Raw genomic sequence first — 22,491 nt, 5'->3', positions numbered from 1 at the left:
GTCCTTGTTAAAGATGCATGAATAAAATATTTAGTTAGCATGACACAAAAGGGAATTATTCACCCAATAAATCCAATCCTGAATTTAGTAGTGGCGCCCGTTCCACGGAATGAATGCTTTTCTCATTTTTTAAAGTTAAGACGATAATGACCGATAGTATAAAGGAGCCTTTGGTTAATCCGGCAGATATAGCTGTAGCGGTAGTAGGGCTGGGGCTTATGGGATGTAGCATTACAACATGTTTGTTGATGGCCGGCCACCCTGTGATAGCAGTGGCCCCTATTCCCGGTGATATGCTGACCGCCTGTCCCCGCATCCGGGAGCATTTGAAGAAATCTTTTGAAGAAGGATTAACGGATAAAACACCTGAAGATCTTCTCAAACGCCTGCATATTACAGAGAATTATGAAGATATCAGTCATTGTACGCTGGTCATTGAATGTACGATTGAAGATATCAGTATCAAGAAAACAGTGTATGCAAAGATTGAGGCCGTGGTGAGTAATCAGACTGTTATCACAAGCAATACTTCTGCTATCCCTATCAGTATACTGCAAAGGGAAACAGGGGTGCCTGAAAGATTTCTGGGATTGCATTGGGCAGAACCTTCCCATACCACCCGTTTCCTGGAGATCATTTGCGGCGATTTGAGTGGCGCCACCCATGCAGAATGGCTCTATCAGCTATCTCACAATTGGAATAAAGAACCCACACTCGTGCGGAAAGATATCAGGGGATTTATCACAAACCGGCTGATGTATGCGATGTACAGAGAGGCATTTTACCTGGTGGAGAACGGCTTTGCAACGATTGAAGATATTGACCGCGCCTGTAGAAATAATCCGGGGTACTGGATGACATTGGTCGGGGTATTCCGCTGGATGGATCTCACAGGGGTGCCTGCTTACCATACCGTTATGAAGGAATTATTTCCAACACTAAATAATGAGATGGAAGTTCCTAAGCTGATCGACGACATTGTAAAATCAGGAGGGAAAGGGATCGCGAATGCTAAAGGGTTTTATGATTACACGCCTGAAGAGGCGCTTATGTGGAGAGAAACATTTGAAGAATTTGGTTTTGAAATCCGGAAGCTCGCTTTGAAATACCCGGCAGATGTGGTGCAGCGGAAGCTGGAAGAAAAGAAAAAGGAGGAAGAGTTGTAACCTTCCCATCGTACTATGTGAAGCAATAAATATTATAAGAGATAACAACCTGAAAGTTTCGGGTAGGGTGATAATCTCCGATGAAAAATAATGATTAGAACAGTGAACGATGAAAAAAAATAGTAACCCTGGTTTCATGATTGATGCGCATCTTGATCTGGCGATGAATGCGGTAGAATGGAACAGGGACCTCCGCATGCCGGTTGCAGGTATCAGGGAAAGAGAGTTGGGTTTGACGGATAAGCTGGATCGGGCAAAAGGTACGGTAGCACTACCGGAGTTGCGGGAAGGAGGAATAGGATTGGTGGTAGCTACACAGATCGCCCGGTATGTAGAACCGGGAAACCCATTGCCAGGCTGGCATTCACCGGAAATAGCCTGGGCAATCACACAGGCCCAGCTGGCCTGGTATAAGGCGATGGAGCGTGCAGGTGAAATGATACAGATAACGAATGTGACGCAACTTGACCAGCATTTATCCCTATGGCTGGAAGACACTTCACCCGCAGCAGAAAAACCCGTGGGATACATTCTTAGTCTTGAAGGAGCTGACTCGCTGGTAAATTTGTCTTACCTGGAGATAGCCTGGCAAAATGGTCTGCGGGCTTGTGGTCCCGCTCATTACGGCCCCGGCAGGTATGCCGCAGGCACAGGGGCACAGGGTGGATTTACCCGCCAGGGAAAGGAATTACTGAGCGAGATGGATAAACTGAAGATGATCCTCGATGTTACGCACCTGACGGATCAGGGATTCCTGGAAGCGATAGAAATATATAAAGGGCCGGTTTGGGCCAGCCATCATAATTGCCGGGCCATTATCAATCATCAGCGACAATTAACGGATGAACAGATAAAAATCCTGGTAGACAGGAAGTCCGTTATTGGAGGTGTTTTTGATACCTGGATGTTAACGGATAACTGGCAACGCGGTATCGATGATCCGTTTCAAAGAGATGTTCGCCTGGAAAGGATTATTGATCATTATGATCATATCTGCCAGATAGCAGGCAACAGTTTGCATGTGGCGATAGGTAGTGATCTGGATGGCACTTACGGGAAAGAACAATCGCCCTGGGACCTTGATACCATTGCAGATCTGAATAAACTGACGGGATTACTACAGGGGAGGGGTTATTCTAATGAAGACATTGATAATATTTTTTATAAAAACTGGCTGCGTTTTCTCAGAACAGCGTGGTCGTAACCAAACAGGGAAATGAAAACATTTAAAGATCAGGTAGCCGTCATCACAGGGGCCGCTTCCGGCCTGGGTCTGGCAGTTGCACGGAAATTATCAGCAGACGGTGTTAAACTGGCGCTGATAGATATTCATGATGAAGCGTTAAAGGATATCGCTGCTTCATTCTCTACAGAAGTGCAAACTTATTGTATTGACATCACGAATGAGTTGCAGGTGAAAAATGCCATGGATAAGATCGTAGAAAGATTTCAGCAAGTGGATATATTGGTCAATAGTGCGGGCATTACCGGAAAAACGAATATTAAAACACCGGAAACACAAACAGCCGATATCAACAAGGTGTTTGATGTTAACTTTTACGGTGCCTATTATACTTCAAAATATGCGATCCCGTATATGTTACAGCAGGATTACGGCAGAATACTGCATATTGCCTCGATAGCAGGGAAAGAAGGGAATGCAGGGATGCTGGCATACTCCGCATCAAAGGCCGCGGTAATAGGGATGACGAAAGTACAGGGAAAGGAATATGCGGAAACGGGCATTACTGTAAATGCATTGGCGCCGGCAGTTATCCGCACACCACTGGTGGAGGCGATGCCCAAAGATCAGGTAACGTATATGACGGAGAAAATTCCTGCCAGGAGATGTGGCAGCCTCGAGGAACTCGCTAATATGGTGGCTTATATTGTATCCCCTATGAATAGTTTTACCACTGCTTTTACTTTTGATCTATCGGGTGGAAGGGCTACTTACTAATGAATGCAGCCCGACGTTTCGTTTGGCTGTTTTGCTGTTTTGCTATAATGTTTTTTGACTGATTAATTCACGGTAGCTGGTAGGACTGGCGCCGTGTATTTTTTTAAACAACCTGTTAAAGGTCGATAAATTGTTGAACCCGCACTCGTACGCTATCTCCGAAATAGTTTTGTCTGCATCTTCCAGCATTTTTCCGGCATAACCTATTCTTATTTTATTAAGATATTCAGCGAATGTTTGTCTGTAATAACTTTTAAAATAGTTGCAAAAATTAGCGGGTGTCATATCCGCTACTTTTGATATCCTTTCAATCGGAATGTCATTTTTAAAATTATGCTGAATATATTCTGTCACCATTTTTGACCTGTGAGAAGTATTATGTTCCTTATTCCCGCTGAAGTCGTGCCGGGAAAGTAAATTATAATCAGTACTCTCAGCAAGGAGGTTAAGGATATTGATTAATGAGATGAGCCTGTCCAGAATATCTAAACCCGGCATTTTTTTCATCTCTGCTGTAATCAATGTATTTGTTTTTCCCCGGATGTTTAATCCGTGATCTGATTTTTTTAGTAATGCCGATATGGCGCTGACTTCGGGTGCATCAAAGAAATCGCCTCCAAGAAAATCAGGCAGAAACTGGATTACAATAGCCTCCGCTCCCCCTGCAATATCTCCTTTGATGATGGCCTCGTCATTTGTATACACATGTGGTAGCCTGCTGCCAATCAATACCAGGTCGCCAGGTTCGAAACGGCCCTCGTGATCCCCAATGATCCTTTTCCCGGTACTCTTCAGAATAAGCACCAGTTCATATTCCGGATGATGATGCCACGGAGACGTGAAATGTGGCTCCTTCTCGTGGAAGACGATGAACGATTTTCCCGGTTCGTGTATTAAGCGTTGAAGAATAAGTTTCATAGCTTAAAGTGCTTTTTAAATGTATGATTGTACTGTAATTTAAGTATCCTGCTGGTTGTACCGCGTAAAGCTATGGTTGACAGAATAAAGATAATTTTTTCCGGGATGTCTTTCTCATTTTAAAAGAGAAATGTAGGTAAATATAGATAGAAAGCGAGTTTTCATGCAGCGCCTCATAACGCATAACTTCAAAGTAAAAGGCTGTCCCATACTGATGAGACAGCCTTTTACTTTCGCTGATGAATATTCTCCGGCAGGTTTGATCTTTATCTAGCCACCCCAGTTTGCTCCCACCATTTGGGGAAACCAAATTCTGTACCGGGAGTCCGGTGAAAAAGTACTGCCTGCTGATGAAAAATTACAGAAGGTCAGGTTAACCGGCTTTGCATCCTCTCCCAATCTCCAGGAACCTACCAGGCAGGGGATAGTGACTGCTATCCAGGCATTGCTTTGAACACCTTGTTTTATGACATCCATTGGAACGGTACCCTCTTTTGTTAAAACGGGTGTAATCGTTTCATCAATATCCACATGACCGGCCATCCTCAGATCCCTGGCGAGAACGAGTGGTCCCCGCAAAATAGCGAGGTACGCAGGTTGTCCTTCTATCCTTTCTATTCTTCCACTCATGTCTAATACCAGTTCCACTTTATCACCTGATGTCCATTTCCGTGTAATGGAAACATAGTCCCCTGCTTTGTCAACCGTCACTGGCTGACCATTAACCATTAATGACGTATGTGCACTCCATACAGGAATCCGGATGCTCACAGCAAATTCTTTCGCTGCCGGTAGTTGCAATTGCATGATCACTTTTCCACTTACAGGATAATCGGTTTGCTGTATTAATGTTGCTATTTCTTTGTCGGATGTTTTAATCTTGTAAATACCATCTGCAAAAAAATTAACAGCCAGGCCATTTTTTTTGCTCATTACTGCTAATGGTGGTATGGTAAACAAGCCTCTCGGTCCGTTTGCAACGCAACAGTTGAGTCCCATTCCGCATTGGTTGCTACCCAGCGACCGGATGCCCATTGCCGGCGTATACATGCCCCAGTTAGATCCATCGGGAGTGGTGGCGCCCAGTAATGCATTATAATAGGAGCGTTCAATAGCATCGGCGTATTGCGCTTTTCCGGTCAGTTGAAGCAATTGGGCGCTTAGCGTTAACCAGGTTACCGTTACACAGGTTTCATTGGCATGTTTGGTTACAAATTGCTGCAGGGCCTTGCCTTCATACCAGCATTCGGAGGCAGAACCGGAACCGGTGATATTGATTTCATGATCCTGGATATGCTGCCAGGTTTTTTCTACGGCGGTTTTATAGGTTTCCTTTCCGGTAAGCCGGTATAAATCCAGCAAGCCATCGTAACAGGACATCATTTCATAAGCCTTCTGCCCCTGTTTAGGCCATTCGTCCGAAGCAGGGAAAGGGAACCGCTTGCCCACATCTACATTTGCTTTTGTGATCAGTTGCGGACCAACCGGTAATTCCCATTGCCGTACTATTTCTTCTGCAAAATCCAGGTACTTCTTTTCATTTGTTCTGGCATACAGCATGACTACAGGTTTCAGAATAGAAGTAGCGGCCATCCCATAGTAATTTCCCTGCTGAACGATCAATGCTTTGCGCAATGCCAGTTCATTGATCAGATAGTCGGCCATCCTGCGCGCTGCCTTCAGGGTCTGCATATCATGTTTTAAATCATAGTAGGCCAGTAATCCCAGCAGGGTGTATTTCTGTCCCCAGATATCCCATTGCTCCAGCCGATTTTTATCAGCATAGTTACCAATATAGCCATCAGGTGTTTGGGTATTTAACAACAACGGAACTGTTTTGTCCAACACTGTTCCCAGCCGCTTTTCGGGAAGATAACTGTAAGCCTGTACGGCAGACGTGAACCATTTTCCCCAGAATTCAGTTTGCCACAGATGGTCTTCGGTTCTGTTCCGGAAAGGAGCAACAAGCCGGTTGTCATCCTGCGCAAGGATGCGGTTTTGATAGGCTGCATCCAGTTTCATACCCAGGTATCCGTTTAGCTGTGCCGACTGCGCTGGCAGCTGGCTGTCATCAACAGCCGGTTTAACCGCAGACTGTGAAAAGACCGGTGTAATGAAGCCGATATTTGCCAGGAGCATAATTGCCAGCAGTTTCCTGCTATGTTTATTATTATAAAGAACTGATATAGGTTTGCTGTACATAATAATTACACTTTTCTGGGATGTTTATTTTTTTATGATATAAAGCGCGCCCATTCCGGGAGCAAGCTTTATATGAATAGCAGCCGTATTGTTTGCAATGGCTGTACCTCGCTGTTGACCCACTTCGGAGACATTGACCCGCTTCCTGAATTTTATTTCGCCTTCCACTGCAGCTGCGTGTCGCTTGTTGGCTATTAAAATATATTTTGAAGCACCGGTATCTCCAAATACACCGATGACCAGATCATCAGGTACTGATGCCAGTAAATCGGATGATTCCATGTTATCCAGGAAATAGGATTCCTTGTTTTCCTGCATGACGCCGGTCTGGTAAAGCTGCTCAGATTTTTTATCCAGCAGGAAATTACCCAGGCGTTTGATCTCCGCGTTTAAAGACTTCAAATCATTATACATCGGTGTTTTATTGGCAGCAGCGTCCAGCAATGCACCGGCAGTATTAAAATAGCTCAGTCCTTTTACACCATAAGCCAGGGCTGCATACATCTGCGCGCTGATCCTGTTTACATCCATGATACTCTTCTCCTCTGCTTTCAGATTTACCGCCTGAAAATAGAACCAAAGTGGTTTGTTATATTCCAATGCTTTTTTCCGGATATAACCAAAGTCTTTCCACAGGTCATTATTGATTAACCCGGTGGAATCATGGTTATCACGGAAAGGATAGTAATCAAAGGACAACACTTCAGGGTCTACTGTCTTCAGATAATTATCAACATACTTCGGGTAGGAGTTATCAGACCAGGTATAATCGCCTTTCGCCCATGTATACACGCCATAGCTGGGAAAAAGAACAGAGAATGCCAGCCGTGGGGCATCATGTTTCTTCAACAGATCACGCAGCTGGCGTAGTTTGGTAAAGTCTTTTTCAAAGGGTTCATCCCAGGCATAGTAGCCTTCCAGCATGGTAAACTTTTTCATTTGACTGACGTTTTGCGCAACCGTTTCTTCCGTAAACGAAGGAACCTTATCGCCAACCCCGCTGATATGCGAAAGATCTTCCGCCAATACTTTAACGCCCACATCTTCGGCAGCTCTCATCGCTGCATACAGGTTATCTGTGCTCAAAAAACTCAGCTCCACCAGGTTGATACCAGCGTCTTTGGTTTGGGTTAATATCTTCCTGTACAGGGTCGTATCACCACCAACAGCATGAAAGGTGGACAGTACAAATTCCCGTTGCTTCCAAACTTTTATCCGGGTATGTGCCGGGTTGTGTTGCTGGCTTGTAACTGACCTGCTACAACCTGTAGTTAATAATCCCGCCAGCACCATCGTACTGAGTAGCATGGTACCGTAGATGCTTTGTATATTTATTTTTTTCATTACCGTCTTATTTGATTTTACATCCGGAGCGATGATTTTTTCCATAACAATGATCAGGTCATTCTATGATATACAGCGCGGCCTCTCCGGGAGGGAGCTGGATGATGATCGAATCTGTACTGTTTGACAGGATAGCAGTGGTGTTAGTGGTTTTGTTGAATTCACTGACTTTTGCTGTCCTTCTGAGCGTTATAACGCCATCCGTTTCAGCTGAAAAGTTTTTATTGGTGACCAGCACATATTTTGTGGTGGTGGAATCGCCGAACAGGCCAATTACCAGGTTATCCGGCGCCGTGTGCAGTAGATCAGACGAATCTATTTTGTCGAGATAATACCTGTTTTGGTTCTGCGCCAGTATGCCGGTCTGGTAAAGTTCTTCCGACTGTTTATTGAATAAAAAATTGCCGATATGCTTGACCGCTGTATTTAATGTCTTCAGGTCATTAAATAAAGGCGTTTTGTCGTAGGTCGTAGCATCGATCAACGCTTCGTGGCTGGTATAATAGCTCAATCCTTTTACACCATAGGCAAGTGCCGCATACATCTGAACCTGTATCCTTTCCAGGTTCATAATGCTCGTCTGCCCTGGTTGCATTCCTATTGCCTGGAAATAAAACCATAAAGGCTTATTGTATTGCAATGCTTTTTTACGGATATAGCCAAAGTCTTTCCAGAGATCATTATTAACGAGATTAACGGAAGCCAGATTTTCGCGGAATGGATAATAATCAAATGACACTACCTCGGGTTCCACCGTGGATAAATAATTATCCACATACGCAGGATAGGAACTGTCTGCCCAGGTGTAGGGTCCGTAACTGGGCAATATAACAGAAAAAGCCAGGCGGGCAGGATCGTGTTCTTTAAACAGGTCGCGGAGGATTCTTACCTGGGAGAAATCTGTTTGATAGGGTTCATCCCAGAGGTAGTATCCTTCCACCATCGGATAATTGTTTAACCAGTTGACCGTATTAATAACGGTATCTTCTGTGAAAGAAGGCGCCGTCGTCTGGAATCCGCTGAAGGAAGAAAGATCTTCTACCAGGGTTTTAACACCTACATTTTCCGCTACATCAAGCGCAGGAATTAATGCTGCTCTGCTCAGAAAGGTAAGCTCCACCAGGTTGATGCCTGATTCCTTTGTATACGTCAGTATTTTTCTATATACCGCCGTATCTCCGCTACCAGGAAGCGCGAAAAAAGTGGAGAGCATAAATTCGTTCTGCGCCCAGGTTGCATCGCTGGTTTTTGGATTTTCCTTTTCGGGTAGCACAGCAGGAGGGTCCTGCTGTGCTATCATTTGTTTCTTTGTGCAGCTGCTTAGTATAATAGTAATGACAGCGAATGCAGTAAGCATTCTATTACATGTGCGCATACATAATTATTTACAGTGAATGATAATTTTTCCTGTTGCTGTTTACTACCATCCCGGGTTTTGGGTGAATGCAGGCAGCGTACTTAATTCGTTCAACGGAATAGGAAATATGCGGAATTGATCAGCCCAGCAGGATCGCCTGTCCACTACAATCCGTTGTTTTGTAAAACTGTTATCTGCCTCTTTCTTCCAGGCGATTCCTGTGGTCAGTTTATCCGTCTGATCAAGGATTTTCCACCTGCGGACATCCCAGAAACGTTGTTCTTCAAACGCCATTTCCACACGTCTTTCCCGATGTATCCTTTCTCTCATTTCCTCTTTTGTTAATCCGTCTGGCAATACCGGCATTTTTGCTCTTTCCCGGATGGTATTAATTGCCTCGTATGCCTCAGGTGTAGCGCCGGCTGCTTCATTTTCAGCCTCGGCATAGTTGAGATAAATCTCCGCCAGTCTGTATTTCTTCCAGCGCACATTGCCTACGTTGCCGATCCGCAAATCAGGATCATTAAATTTTCTTAAATAATACCCATTGTGCGTACGCTGTCTTAATTGTGCCAAACCATCCTCTCCTCCCAGATAGGAAGCTACATAGTGCGGTGTGCCGTTGATTACCCCATAATAGGACTGGTTATACCATACACTTGCATAAAACCTGGGATCTCTGTCTTTATACGGTTGCGCCTCATCATAACCGGAAGCGGTATTGATAACCGGTTGTAAATGTTCCGCATCCCTATATCCTGATATCGCTATTTTACCATTTGCCATATCATAACTATCCACTAATTCCTGGGAAGGTGTTGCACCTGCGAGAGCGGCACCCACCGTAGGTATCCCATTGATGAAGAACAGTATTCCACCATAGGTGGCATCGGCGTTTTTAATCTCGAATATGGTTTCTCGGTCATTGGTATTACTGGAATTTCCCTGGAAATAGCTTTCATAGTCGGTGTACAGATCGTATCCGTTTTGTGTTAGTGCATTCACTGCTTCTTTGCCCGCCGCCGCCGCCAGCTGCCATTTTGAGAGGTCGTTGCCCGGATTCCAGAGTGGGCTGGCATTGTATAATAATGCCTGGGATTTAATGGCATAGGCTACTGCTTTGGTAAAGCGACCCCGTTCTCCTTCAATTGAAATCCTGTAAGGAAGATTGGGTTCGTTAATGGCTGCATTGCAGTCATTAACGATAAACGAAACGCATTCCTCAAAAGAGTTCCGATGTAGCGTGGTATAGTCAAAATTATCGGCGAACTGTTTATCAATAACGGGCATTCCTCCGTACATTTTGATTAGTCCGAGATAGAAAAAAGCCCTGAGTAACTTTACTTCTGCTGTAAATCTTGCTTGCGCATGCTGATCGGCCATTTGCACATTGGGTATTTCTGTAAGAAAGGTATTGGCTTTTCTGATGGCGCCCCAGGCATCTTCGTAGTACTGACCATTCCATTTAATACCGCTCTCCCTGTTTGTGCCGGCATCGAGCGGATTATAGGAAGGCTTCAGCATTCCGCCGTACCACTGTGAAACATTGGACCAGCCATCCTGCGGGTCATCGCTGCCATGTGCTTCATCCGAAAAAACAGCCAGCATTACATTCGGGTAATAACGGGAACCATATAACGGGATGTAGTTATAAATAGAACTTACGTATGCCTCGGTGAGTATGTTGTCTTTAAATACATCCTGCATGGTTATTCTTCCATCAGGTGTAATATCCAGGGGATCTTTCTTGCAACCGGAGATGATGAGAACCGGAAAAAGTATTATAAAGAATATAAGGAGCTTGTTCATACCTAACGTGATTGAAAAAATTAAAAAGTGATGTTAATGCCGGAATTGAACACCCTGTAAACAGGGTAGGTAAAGGAGTTGGATATTTCCGGATCATAGTCTGCTGTATGCATTTTATCCCAGGTAAACAGGTTTACCCCATTGACATAGATCCTTATTATCTGGGCGCCTATTTTACCCGAAATATTTTGGGGTAAAGTATATCCTATCTCGGCATTCTTAAGGCGAACAAAGCTGGTATTTTCCAGGTAGAATGTATTATTTAAGTTGCTGGCAGACAGCCCTGTACTCAAAGCGGGGTAGCGGATCGTTGCATTTGTTGCTGCCCGTTCAGGTGTCCAGGCGTCCAGCATACGTTCGCGGAAATCGTATGTTTCATATACGCCGATGTCTGTTAAGAATTTGGAAACTTTTGCTACTCCCTGGAACAGGGCAGAGATACTGAATCCTTTGTAGTTAATACCAAAAGCTGCTCCATAAGTGTATTGGGGAACTGCAGAATTTCCGATCTTTGTGAGATCTTTTTCATTTATGATACCATCCCCGTTTACATCCTTGTATTTAAGATCACCGGGGCGGGGTGTTCTCCCTATATTATAAGCCGGATAAGCGGCAATATCCTGGTTATCTTTAAAATAACCATCTGTGATATAGCCGAAGTTCTGTCCGATCATATATCCTGTTTGCGAGTAACGGGCGGCATAATCAGCTGCCTTCTCCGGTTCATCTACAAACACTACTTCATTCCGGGCATAATTGAAGTTTAAATTTGAAAAGATGGTCAGATCATTTGTAATAATTTTGTTGTAATTCAGCTCAATTTCATACCCCTGGTTTTTCACGATGCCAATGTTTGCAGGCGGCCGGGCAGCCTGTGATACACCATTCAGTAGCGGTACTGAACCACGGGAAATCAATACATTATTGCGGCTTTCATTAAACACATCAACGGAGAGTTTAAGTTGGTTGAAAAGCCCTACTTCCAGTCCTATATTTGACTTTTTGGCAATTTCCCATTGTATACCCCGATTGCCGATATAAGATTCGTTGATCGTACCACCTCTTCCCAGACTTGGGCTATAACCGCCGCCACTGCGTTGTATATCATCCAGGTATAAGAACCGTTTACCTCCTAATCTATCATTTCCTACTTTTCCATAAGAAGCTCTCAGCTTTAAAAAATCCAGGACAGCTACGTGCTGCATGAATTTCTCATTACTGATGATCCACGCACCTGAAATGGAAGGGAAAAAGCCATAACGTTGCCCTTTGGCAAACTGTTCAGAACCATTGTAACCAGCATTGAACTCCGCATAATACAGATCTTTGAATCCGTAAGTTAAGCGGGAGGAAAATCCTCTTAGATTAAACGGAAGCGCATCACCCGGTTTAATCCTTTGTTCCTGCTGTGCCATTAACAGTCCGGTTACGGTATGTTTGTTTGAAAATGTGCGGTTATAATTGACGAGGAACTGGAAGTTGGTGAAAGACTCAAAGGAAGCGCCGCTGGCAAGGCTCAATGGACTATTGGTACCACCGATCTTTGAATAATACACACTGTCTGCCCCATCAGCCCCTTTTAAACTCGGGTCCATTATCTGCGTCCATATTTCATAGTCGCGGTTTGCGGCCAGCTGGTACGCCGTTTTTGTATCAAAAGAGGCCATGAATTTGGCAGATAACCCTTCTGTAAAAAAATCCAGGTTCTGCTGTAATCCCCATGATGCTGTTATATTGTTATTGGTTCCCTGAATATAGCCACTACGGTTAATCATGGCATAGGGAGAATTAGTATACAGACCAGAGCCGATGACCACTTCACCATCGGGTGTTAATGGCCCGGGTAAGATACTGGGAAACTGATTATTGATATAGCGGAATATGTCTTTCTGATACGGCGAGTTGGCTTTTTCCAGGTAGCCGGCAACGTTCAGAAATGTTTTGAGTGTTTTTGCCTTATTCAGGACGGCATCGATGTTTGACCGGAAATTATATCTTTTCAGATAGGAAGAAGGATCATAGTCTTCCTGGTCTACTTTCCATTGCCCGGCCTGATTTAAATAGCCAACATTTACAAAATACTGTACCTTTTCCCCGCCTCCGGAGATGCTTAAATTATATCTTGTTTGCGGTACAAATTTATACATGAGCATATCTCGCCAGTTATTACTGGGATAGCGAAGCGGATCGTCCTGTAGCCGGTAGTGTTCGAGCGCGTAGTCGGAGTAGGGAGGCTGACTGGTAGGATTGGAGGGATCTGCTTCGGGATGATCATTATGCCAGGCTTCATTTTTTAATCTTGCCCAGTCGTATGAGTTGAGGATGGAGTTTCTTCTGGTGAAATCCTGTATCCCTGTTTCAGCAGTCAGGCTTATCCGGGACTTTCCGGTTTCTCCACGCCTGGTTGTTACCAGGATTACGCCGTTTGCACCTCTCACACCAAACATGGCTGTAGAGGAAGCATCTTTCAGAATGGTTACACTTTCCACCTCGTTAGGGTCAATATAGGAGAGGTCACGTTCCACACCATCCACGAGGATAACAGGATTCTGTCCATTGAGGGTTCCCCGCCCGCGCAGGTACAAGGCGGTGGCATCTCTTCCCGGCTCACCACTACTTTGAATAACGGTTAATCCCGGTAACCGTCCTGCCAGTGTAACAGCCAGGTTGGCCGCGGGACTTTGTTTGATTTCTTTTGTCTGTATAGAAGCAATAGCGCCTGTTACGCTTGATTTCTTTTGCTGACCATAAGCTACCACCACTACTTCGTTCAATCCACCCGGACTGGCTTCCAGCGTAATCTGCATGGGAGCCTGGCTATTTGCCACCACTACCTGCCGCTGATAGCCTACATAGGATATTTCCAGGGAATCGGCCGGTTCCACCAGGAGCGAGAAGACGCCATTTTCATTGGTAAGGGTACCTGTTTCTTTCTTTAGCACCCTTATCGTGACACCAATCAATGGATTGCCCAGCTTGTCTTTCACTACGCCGGTAACCTTTACAGGCACGGGCGCACTTATAAGGACTTTCTCCGGCGGGGCTTTCCTTTTTACGATAATGGCTTTATCCTTCAGCATGTATGTAAACGGCTGGTCTTTAAAGCAGGTTTCCAACACCTTCTCCAGCGGTGCCTTCACGATATCGATGTCTATCTTTTTAGCCTGTTGCAGCAGATTATCTGTATATACAAACTGATAGCCTGTTTGCTTGTATATCTCGTTAAATACCTTCTCAAGGGAAGCATTCTTTTCCTTCAGTGTAATTTGCTGGGCATATGTGCTGGCCCTTAGTTGGAGGCAGGTAACGGTTAGGAGCAGTACCGTGAGCTTCATAACCAGAATATTTCGTTTGTTCAAAAGACCTTTCAAGGGAAAGGTTTTTCCATAATTGTTTAATTGCATAAATTGCAGTGCTGTTTGGATGTTGAGTGAATCAATTACCTGTTAGACGGAATATTGTTTCCAGACAATCCATACTTCCTCCAGGGGCGGGCCAACGCTCCTGGTTTTTTTATATAGATCACCGGATAGAAAAGAGTTAAGTATCATTATACTGCATAAGACTTATGTTTTTTGGTGATAAATGGTCAATTTAAATTCATGGCATTACGGATATCTTACGGCCCTCTATTTTGAAATGAACTTCTCCCGTTGCTTCCAGCATATTGAGTACCTGAGATATATTATTATTCCTGCTGATGACAGCGCCGAAAGAAGCAGGCTTTAGATTTTTTTCATAGTGTACTTCCACATCATACCAGCGGGATAACTGTTGCATAATGCTGTGTATATCTGCTTTCATAAAGCGGAAATAGCCGTTTTTCCAGGCAATTACCTGTTCTATATCGGCATCCGGCTGAAGACTTAGCAGTCCTTCTCCGGTAAGATGGGCCTGCTGCCCTGGCTGTAACAACAGGGTGTGGTCCTGACTGTTTACCTGTACCCTGCCATTGATCAACGTAGTCACCACTTTTGGCTCATCGGGGTAGGCATGTATATTAAATTCCGTGCCCAGTACCCGCACGCTTTGATGGGAGGTTTTCACCACAAACGGATGACTGGCATCCTGATGTACATCAAAGTAAGCTTCTCCTTCCAACGTTACTACTCTTGTATTACCTGTAAATACAGTGGGATATACCAGTTTGGAGTCAGCGTTGAGCCATACGGTTGTACCATCGGAAAGTGTCAGCTGATATTCCCCGCCACGGGGTGTTATCAGGGTATACTGGATCGGTTTTTCAGTATCAGTAGTTATCTGCAGGTTGCCATTGTTGATATTTACCGCATTGCCGGCAAGCATAAAACTGGTGTCATTCCTGTTTAATACCACTTGCCCGTTGCCGGCCTGTATAATCGCTTTAAACTTGCCGGGAGGAACATCATTTACGTTGTTGCTTGCCTTATGGGCAAGCGTGTTGGCCGTTGTATGCTTTTTATTGAAAAGCAGGTAGAAACTGCTCCCTGCTATTAACAGCAACACAGCCGCCGCTGCGGCATAATACCAGCTTATCCTGCGCGCTGGTTGCGCAGGGGAGTCGATTTCCGTATCCTGCTTTATCCGCCGGTATATATTTTCCCAGTCCACATCCGGAAGTTTTTCATGCTGGTGCTCCTGTATCAACTGCTGCACATAATCTTTCAGCAGGGTATCTTCGGAGGTAGATGATATCCATTCAAATAATTCCTGCTCTTCCTCCGCAGTTGCCGTGCGATAGGTATAGGCCTGCAGTAAGTAATAGACCCGTTCTTCAGAAAGTGGCATGATCAATCAATTTGTATCAGTTTATTAATAAGAGTAAAAAGGAAGGGTGGTTGTACTAGTGCGGTGAAAAAAAATCTGCTCCCCAAAAAATATGTTAGCGGAAATAACTAAAGGAGCCGGAAAATGATCCAGCTAAAAAGGGAAAAGAGGAGAGAAGTAATATGATGATAGTGAGACCGGATATACTTCAGGGCTTTCAATAGGTGGTTTTTTACGGTGTGTGGAGAAATCGCCAGGTGATCCGCAATTTCATCGCGGCTAAGGCCCTGCTTCCGGCTTAGCTGGTATATCAGTTGTTGCTGAGGGGGAAGTTGATGAATAATATCCTGGAGCAGTTGCTGGTTTTCCTTGTCTATCAACCGCTCTTCCGTAAGGCATTCTCCTACCGGATGCTGCTCACCGATATTTTGTTTCAATCTTTTTTCTATCGCCAGTTTTTTAAAATGGGCGCGTATACAATTATAAACAATGGTAAACAGGTAGGAGGAAGGATGCTCTACGGCCGCCAGGTTGGCCCGCCGCAACCAAAGGGTAACAAAAACCTCCTGAACAATCTCTTCAGCCGTTTCATCCGAGCGGGTCATTTTCAGGGCCGCTGCGTAAAATGGTTCTTTGTACAGGTCGAAGATCTTCCGGAAAGCCTTTTCATCTCCGTCCGCTACACGCAACAACAATTCTTTTTCGAATAAAACATCGGAAGACTGCATCAGAAAAAAAATGTGATAAGTCTAAATTTATAAAAAAATTAACAAAAACATAAATTTATACTACCCACCCTGTTACGTTGGCGGATGATTATCAGTAATATTATAGGGAGATGCCCACCCTCTCTTTTATATTTTTCGCAATCGCCATTCCGGCTACAGGATGACTAGAGATACGATATATCGGTGGCTGTAATTGTCCGCTACCGGACATCTCCGGTGTAAAACCGGACACCGCAACGGCTGCTTCCTATTGAAAACCAGTAGCTTTGCATCTGGCACTCCTTTGGAGCCGGGAAGTGGTCATCATCATTTTAATAGATCGCTCATGTTCCTGAATTATATCAAAACTGCCTGGCGCAATATCCTGCACAATAAGGTGTATAGTGCGCTTAATATCTTTGGATTGGCTACTGGTATGGCGGTGGCGTTGCTGATAGGATTGTGGGTATTCCGGGAATATTCTTATGACCGCTTTATTCCCGGCTATGAAAACCTGTACCAGGTAAAACTCAATTATAAAAGTAATGATGGTGATACTACTACGATCAGCTCCGCTTCCCTGGCGCTGGCCGAAGCCCTGCGCAAAGAGATTCCGGGAATCCAATACGTAGCAGAAACGGATTGGAACGACCGGCACGGCCTGATGGCAGGCGATAAAAAACTGCTGCTGAATGGTACCGGTGCAAACCCTGATTTTTTACGTGCCTTCGGCTTTCCACTGTTATCAGGACAGGTAGCGCAGGTGTTGAATGATCCTTATTCCATTGTGCTCACGGAAACCACTGCCAAGGCCTTGTTTGGCAATGCTGATCCGGTAAATAAGATCGTACGTCTTGACAACCATTACGATCTTAAAGTGACGGGTATCCTGAAAGATCTCCCGGCTAATTCCTCTTTTGGATTTAAATACCTGGTGCCTTTTAAATTTTATGAGCAGACGCAGGACTGGATGAGATTGGCCCGCACGCAATGGCTCAATAACTCTTTCCAGTTATATGTATCCTTAGCGCCGGGTGTTTCACTCGTGCAGGTATCTCCCAAGATAAAAGATATTATCAGCAGGCATGATAAAGAGATGAAGGCGACCGTTTTTCTGCACCCCATGCGTGCATGGCGGTTGTACAGCAATTTTGAGAACGGAAAAGTGAGCGGAGGTTTTATTGAGTATGTAAGAATGTTTTCTATTGTGGGTATACTGGTGCTGTTGATAGCCTGTATTAACTTCATCAATTTAGCGACCGCACGTTCAGAAAAGCGGGCGCGCGAAGTAGGTGTAAGAAAGGCAATTGGTTCGGGACGGCGCGAACTCATTTTCCAGTTCCTGGTTGAATCCATGCTGATCACGGTGATATCGGCATTTTTAAGTATCGGAATAGTGGAGCTGGCGTTGCCGGTCTTTAATCAAATCATCGGGGCAACGATAGCCATTCCTTACGGCAATCCGCTGGCATGGGAACTGTTGTTGTTATTTGTTGTCGTCACCGGTCTGATAGCCGGTAGCAGACCTGCTTTTTACCTGTCATCTTTTGAAGCCGTGAAAGTATTGAAGGGTACATTCCGGGCGGGCCGGCAGGCCACTTTGCGCAGGAAATCGCTGGTGGTGATACAGTTTGCATGCAGTGTGGCGTTGATCATCAGTACAATTATTATTTATCAGCAGATCCGGCATGCCAAGCAACGGCCGGCGGGGTATAATGCTGACGGGCTGGTTTTTACCGGGATGAGTGAAGATATGCGCCGTAATTATGATGCGCTGCGTAATGACCTGTTGCAAAGCGGCCTGGTGGAAAACATTTCAAAGGCATCGAGTCCTGTTACAGATGTGTGGTCACATACAGCCGTGAATAGCTGGAGAGGTAAAACGTCTGAAGACATGCTGAGTGTTGCCGCTATTGCGGTGTCGCCTGATTATTTCGAAACAGTAGGCATGCAGTTGGCAGCGGGCCGCGACTTTTACCCCACATGGGCGCAGGATTCGGGTACTGTGATCGTGAATGAAGCAGCGGTGAAAAGGATGGGACTTACCGATCCGGTAGGTCAGTATATTGTATGGCAGCAGGATAAGCGTGTAGCCATTGCCGGTGTAGTGAAAGATGCTATTATGGAATCACCTTTTAAACCGGTGGAAGCAGCCGTTTTTGAACATGAGCAAGATGCCGACATGCTGCTGTATCGTTTGTCTGCTAACGTGAACGCACATACGGCTATTGAAAAGATAACACCCATCTTTAATAAATATAATCCTGCATTCCCTTATGATTACGCATTTGCAGATGATGCTTATGCGCAGAAGTTTAACCTCGAAACGCTGGCAGGTAAGCTGGCAGCGATCTTCGCCGGGTTAGCCATTTTCATCTCCTGCCTGGGCTTATTTGGTCTTGCTGCTTTTATGGCTTCGCAGCGGACAAAAGAAATAGCGGTGAGGAAAGTAATGGGCGCTACTGTAATGCAGCTGTGGTTATTACTCTCAAAAGATTTTATCCTGCTGGTCATCGTTGGTTGTGCCATTGCTTCACCGGTATCATTTTATTTTCTGCATCACTGGCTGGCAAAATATACCTATCACATTACCATCGGGCCGGGCGTATTTATTATGGCCACCACAGGCGCTTTGGTGATCACTATCTGTACGATCAGTTTTCAGGCTGTCAGGGCCGCATTTATGAATCCGGTGAACAGTCTGAAGGCGGAATAAGGATTTGAGTGGTTATTTTTCTTCCGAAAAAATCATTTTTACATTGAACAGACTGGTTTCTCCCTGATCGTTATCAGCTACCATATGAAGAAAAAGTGCATCCGCAGATTCCTGCGCTACACAAACCCCTTCGATTTTCTGATGGAGGAAAACGGGGTCGGTTGCCGGCAGATTGAGCACGCCATCCAACGCAATAGTGGGCGCTTTAATTTTTTCCGCCGCATGTGCTATCCAACCGATATAGCTGTCTGCAATTTCTCCATCTTCATAAGCATTGCTGGTAGCTTCGCTGGTAATCGTTACCAGCAAAAGATCGCGGGAGGCTACATAGCAGAGTTCTGAAATTCCCGGGAAATTTTTGGTGAGTGAAGGGATACTTACCCTGGAAATAGTTAGCTGGCAGGGCATGCCTTCTTTCCAAAATTCCGGATGTACCATGATCAGCTGGTTCTCCGTATGGGTATTATTGCCGCGGTTGGCCAGTACCAGTTGTTCCCCGATAATAGTTGCCCCTTCAATATTCATTTGTGTGATACCTTCATTTTTCAGTTGATCGAAAAAATCATCTCCATAAGATTCGGGATAAAAGCGTTTATAATCTGTGGTCATCAACGGAATAAGGATCATTCTTTTTCTTTCTTCCAGAGATGCGGAGCCAAACACCAGCAGGTGCGGCTTGCCTGCCAGCGGGAGGATCACGGATGTTTCAAGATCAGCTTTTACGGGCTTGGGTATCCGCTGTTGCGGATAATCGAACAACATTATTTTATCCACCTGCTGATATTGTGCATCGAGTATCAGCACATAATTGGCATCATCGCCTACGAGGTAAAATTTTTCGTTATAATAGTTGATAGATGACCCCGATGGGAAATCGGGCAATACCTGCGACCGGAGTAGTTCAATAGTTGCTTTCATCCTGTTAAATATACATTAATCGGCCCATCCCCCGAAGGGGAGCCATGTTTTACAGGCAGGAATAAAATAGCTTTGTACTTTTATGGGTAACATCAAAATCAGTTACAGATGAATTTTTACACACGCAAATGGGTAAAGCCGGAAGATCTGAATGCACATGGTACTTTGTTTGGCGGCAGCCTGCTACGCTGGATCGATGAAGAGGCAGCGATCTATTCCATCATCCAGTTAGGTACCAACAGGTGTGTGACCAAATACATGTCTGAAATAAATTTTATTAACTCCGCCAGGCAGGGAGACATTGTAGAGTTGGGCATCAAGGCTATTCATTTTGGCAGAACCTCCCTCACTTTAACCTGCGAAGTGAGGAACAAGATCACCCAAAAAAGTATCCTGACCATAGACCGGATCGTATTCGTAAGTGTAGACGAACATGGTACGCCCGTACCCCACGGGAGATCTGAAATCACGTATACGGATGAACGTTTGAGAGAAGAATAGGGGCTGCCGCGCCGGATCTGTTGCCCACAACCAGGGTATGCATGGCACAATGATTGTGACTGCTGTTAATATGAAAAAAGCGATCCTTCCTACATTATTACGGGTAATTTGTCTGGGTGCTGTTTCCGGTATGCGCAGTACCCTCGGACCAGCATTTGCGAGCCAGTATGTAAACCGGTATCCTTCGCGGAAGCTGAAGGGATCTCCGCTGGGACTGATGCAACGGGATGTGGTGATGCGGGGCTTGCAAACCATGGCCGCCGGTGAGCTGGTACTGGATAAGGTACCGGGTATTCCTGATCGTATTGCCGCTACCGGCCTGACGGGAAGAGCCCTTTCCGGTGGACTGGCAGGAGCCACTTTATACAAGGCAAAAGGAGATAAAGCCTGGCAGGGCGCATTGATTGGCGCTGTTGCCGCCGTGGCTGCGGCGTATGCCTGTTTTTATCTGCGCCGGTCGGCAGGGAGGCAATATAAAGTGAAAGATGCCTTTGTGGGCGGTGTGGAAGACGCCATCGCTGTGGGTATTGCAGCAGCAGCTACCGTCCGGAAATAGTCAGATAACTCCATGAATATTTTGGCCGGATGTGTTTGTTATGAAAAAAAAGCTACATTTGCGTCCCGTTTACGGTGCCTAATAGTATAATGGTAGTACGATAGATTTTGGTTCTATTTGTCTAGGTTCGAATCCTGGTTGGGCAACAAAACTAGAGAGAATGGAATTTTTTCCATTCTCTTTTTTATTTTTTGACCATAAGTCGTTGGTAATGTTATAAATACAATTTAAAACTTCGTTCACTTCATAAGAAAAAAAAGTATAGTTCTTAATCGTTTTTCCCAATTGTGTTCCTCTGATCAGATCGGGATGAAAAATCAAAGCATAGCCCGACGGCTTTGTGACGATGCCTTTGCTATCAACGCCATACACCTGTCCCGGAGCCACAAAAACCAAAGTGCCATCCTCGTAATCATAAGGCTGACAGCCATACAGCATATCACCACACTTTATGTTTTTCAGGAACACGGCATAAACGCCCATATACCGCCGGAAAAGCTGAATGGTGGGCACTTCATCAAAATTAACCACACTTAACAAGCCTAAGTCCCTCATTTATACATTTAACGAAGAATCCGTAAAAATGGTAGAAAGAACTGTATTCTATATAAATCCATTGCAAACAGGATTGATGAACTTTGCCCTATCATGTTATTACAAAATGGATAAGATATGATGAGCACCTTATACATTGGCATGGAGCCAAGCTACCAGCAAGATGGTACACATTGCAGTAACCAATTTTATAAGGCGATGATAATGTGACCTGGTTAACCCCCGTAACAGACGAAGAATTTAACGAAGTAAACAAATAGTAATCGTATAAAATATGAACAAAGGCAAGTTTATAAGATGGATATTGTTTTTTGTTTTAATATTGAACATAGGTACAATGAATGCACAAAACAGAACCGATATGAACAAGGTACTGAATACCCAACAACAAGGCTTAATAACTGTTTCCGCACTTACGGCAACAGGAGATCTGGGTAACTTGAAAATCCAGTTGAATATGGCATTGGATGCAGGGTTAACTATTAACGAAATCAAAGAAGCATTGGTGCAACTATATGCGTACTGCGGTTTTCCGAGAAGCCTCAATGGGATCAATACCTTTAAAACAGTATTGGACCAAAGAGCATCCAAAGGCATTACGGATAGTATCGGAAAAGAAATCATAGTTGTAAACTATACTGAAGACAAATACGAACAGGGCAGACAAGTTTTGGAAACGTTGACAAAAACACCACAGGTAAAACCTGCTCCCGGTTTCGGGGAGTTTGCCCCACGTATCGATACCTTTCTGAAAGAACATTTGTTTGCTGACATTTTTGTTAGTGATGTACTTACCTATCAGCAAAGGGAGCTGGTTACAATTGCAGCTTTAGCCGCTATGCCTGGTGTAGAAGAGCAATTGCAGGCGCATATCGGAATGGGTATGAATACCGGGATTACAGTAGAACAGGTAAAATCCATGTGTGATATCATTGAAAAAGCTATAAGCAAGGAACAGGCTGAAACTGCAAGAGCAGTTCTCTCTAAAATGAAAAAGTAAAAAAGCATTTTAATAAAGGGGATATGGATAAAAATG

General features: G+C 44.7%; 16 protein-coding genes and 1 tRNA gene. 8 read left to right on the top strand and 9 right to left on the bottom strand.

The features are described from left to right. The first annotated feature begins 146 nt into the window (after positions 1-146). The 3 genes from ABQ275_RS19125 (at position 147) to ABQ275_RS19115 (ending at position 3,126) form a co-directional block, all read left to right on the top strand. The gene (locus ABQ275_RS19125; RefSeq protein WP_349314765.1) at positions 147-1,166 is read left to right on the top strand and encodes a 3-hydroxyacyl-CoA dehydrogenase family protein; all 1,020 of its coding nucleotides are present in this window, start codon (positions 147-149) and stop codon (positions 1,164-1,166) included. Between the two features lie 109 nt (positions 1,167-1,275). Next, complete coding sequence (locus ABQ275_RS19120; RefSeq protein WP_349314764.1) at positions 1,276-2,370, top strand: membrane dipeptidase; 1,095 nt, start codon at positions 1,276-1,278, stop codon at positions 2,368-2,370. 12 nt (positions 2,371-2,382) lie between these two features. Next, positions 2,383-3,126, top strand: a complete 744-nt coding sequence (locus ABQ275_RS19115; RefSeq protein WP_349314763.1) for an SDR family NAD(P)-dependent oxidoreductase — start codon at positions 2,383-2,385, stop codon at positions 3,124-3,126. A 42-nt stretch (positions 3,127-3,168) separates the two neighbouring features. Here ABQ275_RS19115 and ABQ275_RS19110 read toward each other — a convergent pair whose 3' ends face one another. The 8 genes from ABQ275_RS19110 to ABQ275_RS19075 all read right to left on the bottom strand — a co-directional run bounded on the left by ABQ275_RS19110 (position 3,169) and on the right by ABQ275_RS19075 (position 16,230). Further along, a complete protein-coding gene (locus ABQ275_RS19110) occupies positions 3,169-4,044 on the bottom strand; it encodes an AraC family transcriptional regulator (protein ID WP_349314762.1) in 876 nt (291 codons plus the stop codon). A gap of 270 nt (positions 4,045-4,314) precedes the next feature. Next, the gene (locus tag ABQ275_RS19105; protein ID WP_349314761.1) at positions 4,315-6,246 is read right to left on the bottom strand and encodes a beta-L-arabinofuranosidase domain-containing protein; all 1,932 of its coding nucleotides are present in this window, start codon (positions 6,244-6,246) and stop codon (positions 4,315-4,317) included. 24 nt (positions 6,247-6,270) lie between these two features. Continuing rightward, entirely contained in the window at positions 6,271-7,590 is a 1,320-nt protein-coding gene (locus ABQ275_RS19100; protein WP_349314760.1) for a hypothetical protein, read from the bottom strand. 58 nt (positions 7,591-7,648) lie between these two features. Beyond that, positions 7,649-8,965, bottom strand: a complete 1,317-nt coding sequence (locus tag ABQ275_RS19095; RefSeq protein WP_349314759.1) for a hypothetical protein — start codon at positions 8,963-8,965, stop codon at positions 7,649-7,651. Between the two features lie 45 nt (positions 8,966-9,010). Continuing rightward, a complete protein-coding gene (locus ABQ275_RS19090) occupies positions 9,011-10,756 on the bottom strand; it encodes a RagB/SusD family nutrient uptake outer membrane protein (protein ID WP_349314758.1) in 1,746 nt (581 codons plus the stop codon). 20 nt (positions 10,757-10,776) lie between these two features. Continuing rightward, positions 10,777-14,091, bottom strand: coding sequence for a TonB-dependent receptor (locus ABQ275_RS19085; RefSeq protein WP_349314757.1), 3,315 nt, complete (start codon positions 14,089-14,091; stop codon positions 10,777-10,779). A gap of 265 nt (positions 14,092-14,356) precedes the next feature. Further along, positions 14,357-15,523: a FecR domain-containing protein gene (locus ABQ275_RS19080; protein ID WP_349314756.1), complete on the bottom strand. Its 1,167-nt coding sequence runs from the start codon at positions 15,521-15,523 to the stop codon at positions 14,357-14,359. 107 nt (positions 15,524-15,630) lie between these two features. Then, complete coding sequence (locus ABQ275_RS19075) at positions 15,631-16,230, bottom strand: RNA polymerase sigma-70 factor (protein ID WP_349314755.1); 600 nt, start codon at positions 16,228-16,230, stop codon at positions 15,631-15,633. A 325-nt stretch (positions 16,231-16,555) separates the two neighbouring features. On the opposite strand from ABQ275_RS19075, the gene ABQ275_RS19070 reads away from it, so the two are divergent. Then, positions 16,556-18,925 carry an ABC transporter permease gene (locus tag ABQ275_RS19070; RefSeq protein ID WP_349314754.1) on the top strand — a complete coding sequence of 790 codons (2,370 nt, stop codon included), beginning with the start codon at positions 16,556-16,558 and terminating at the stop codon, positions 18,923-18,925. A 12-nt stretch (positions 18,926-18,937) separates the two neighbouring features. On the opposite strand, the gene ABQ275_RS19065 is transcribed toward ABQ275_RS19070, so the two are convergent. After that, positions 18,938-19,843 carry a DUF6929 family protein gene (locus ABQ275_RS19065; protein WP_349314753.1) on the bottom strand — a complete coding sequence of 302 codons (906 nt, stop codon included), beginning with the start codon at positions 19,841-19,843 and terminating at the stop codon, positions 18,938-18,940. Positions 19,844-19,951: 108 nt separating this feature from the next. Here ABQ275_RS19065 and ABQ275_RS19060 point away from each other — a divergent pair, with 108 nt between their 5' ends. From ABQ275_RS19060 to ABQ275_RS19045, 4 genes are all read left to right on the top strand, one after another. Then, complete coding sequence (locus ABQ275_RS19060) at positions 19,952-20,344, top strand: acyl-CoA thioesterase (RefSeq protein WP_349314752.1); 393 nt, start codon at positions 19,952-19,954, stop codon at positions 20,342-20,344. Positions 20,345-20,414: 70 nt separating this feature from the next. Continuing rightward, positions 20,415-20,900: a DUF4126 family protein gene (locus ABQ275_RS19055; RefSeq protein WP_349314751.1), complete on the top strand. Its 486-nt coding sequence runs from the start codon at positions 20,415-20,417 to the stop codon at positions 20,898-20,900. A 75-nt stretch (positions 20,901-20,975) separates the two neighbouring features. Further along, positions 20,976-21,046 (top strand) — tRNA-Gln (locus ABQ275_RS19050). Between the two features lie 770 nt (positions 21,047-21,816). Then, complete coding sequence (locus tag ABQ275_RS19045) at positions 21,817-22,455, top strand: carboxymuconolactone decarboxylase family protein (protein WP_349314750.1); 639 nt, start codon at positions 21,817-21,819, stop codon at positions 22,453-22,455. Positions 22,456-22,491: the final 36 nt, after the last annotated feature.

Origin of the sequence: Chitinophaga sp. MM2321, assembly GCF_964033635.1 — a bacterium.
Classification (GTDB): Bacteria; Bacteroidota; Bacteroidia; order Chitinophagales; family Chitinophagaceae; genus Chitinophaga.
The sequence above is the reverse complement of the archived record's forward strand: the minus strand, read 5'-3'. Positions and strand labels throughout refer to the sequence as shown.

What these genes read in the sequence shown, in the direction of transcription:
- ABQ275_RS19075 (WP_349314755.1), bottom strand. Translation starts at nt 16,230, where the DNA reads ATGCAGTCTTCCGATGTTTTATTCGAAAAAGAATTGTTGTTGCGTGTA.
- ABQ275_RS19090 (WP_349314758.1), bottom strand. Translation starts at nt 10,756, where the DNA reads ATGAACAAGCTCCTTATATTCTTTATAATACTTTTTCCGGTTCTCATC.
- ABQ275_RS19055 (WP_349314751.1), top strand. Translation starts at nt 20,415, where the DNA reads ATGAAAAAAGCGATCCTTCCTACATTATTACGGGTAATTTGTCTGGGT.
- ABQ275_RS19080 (WP_349314756.1), bottom strand. Translation starts at nt 15,523, where the DNA reads ATGCCACTTTCTGAAGAACGGGTCTATTACTTACTGCAGGCCTATACC.
- ABQ275_RS19120 (WP_349314764.1), top strand. Translation starts at nt 1,276, where the DNA reads ATGAAAAAAAATAGTAACCCTGGTTTCATGATTGATGCGCATCTTGAT.
- ABQ275_RS19060 (WP_349314752.1), top strand. Translation starts at nt 19,952, where the DNA reads ATGAATTTTTACACACGCAAATGGGTAAAGCCGGAAGATCTGAATGCA.
- ABQ275_RS19070 (WP_349314754.1), top strand. Translation starts at nt 16,556, where the DNA reads ATGTTCCTGAATTATATCAAAACTGCCTGGCGCAATATCCTGCACAAT.
- ABQ275_RS19085 (WP_349314757.1), bottom strand. Translation starts at nt 14,091, where the DNA reads ATGAAGCTCACGGTACTGCTCCTAACCGTTACCTGCCTCCAACTAAGG.
- ABQ275_RS19125 (WP_349314765.1), top strand. Translation starts at nt 147, where the DNA reads ATGACCGATAGTATAAAGGAGCCTTTGGTTAATCCGGCAGATATAGCT.
- ABQ275_RS19110 (WP_349314762.1), bottom strand. Translation starts at nt 4,044, where the DNA reads ATGAAACTTATTCTTCAACGCTTAATACACGAACCGGGAAAATCGTTC.
- ABQ275_RS19100 (WP_349314760.1), bottom strand. Translation starts at nt 7,590, where the DNA reads ATGAAAAAAATAAATATACAAAGCATCTACGGTACCATGCTACTCAGT.
- ABQ275_RS19115 (WP_349314763.1), top strand. Translation starts at nt 2,383, where the DNA reads ATGAAAACATTTAAAGATCAGGTAGCCGTCATCACAGGGGCCGCTTCC.
- ABQ275_RS19065 (WP_349314753.1), bottom strand. Translation starts at nt 19,843, where the DNA reads ATGAAAGCAACTATTGAACTACTCCGGTCGCAGGTATTGCCCGATTTC.
- ABQ275_RS19045 (WP_349314750.1), top strand. Translation starts at nt 21,817, where the DNA reads ATGAACAAGGTACTGAATACCCAACAACAAGGCTTAATAACTGTTTCC.
- ABQ275_RS19095 (WP_349314759.1), bottom strand. Translation starts at nt 8,965, where the DNA reads ATGCGCACATGTAATAGAATGCTTACTGCATTCGCTGTCATTACTATT.
- ABQ275_RS19105 (WP_349314761.1), bottom strand. Translation starts at nt 6,246, where the DNA reads ATGTACAGCAAACCTATATCAGTTCTTTATAATAATAAACATAGCAGG.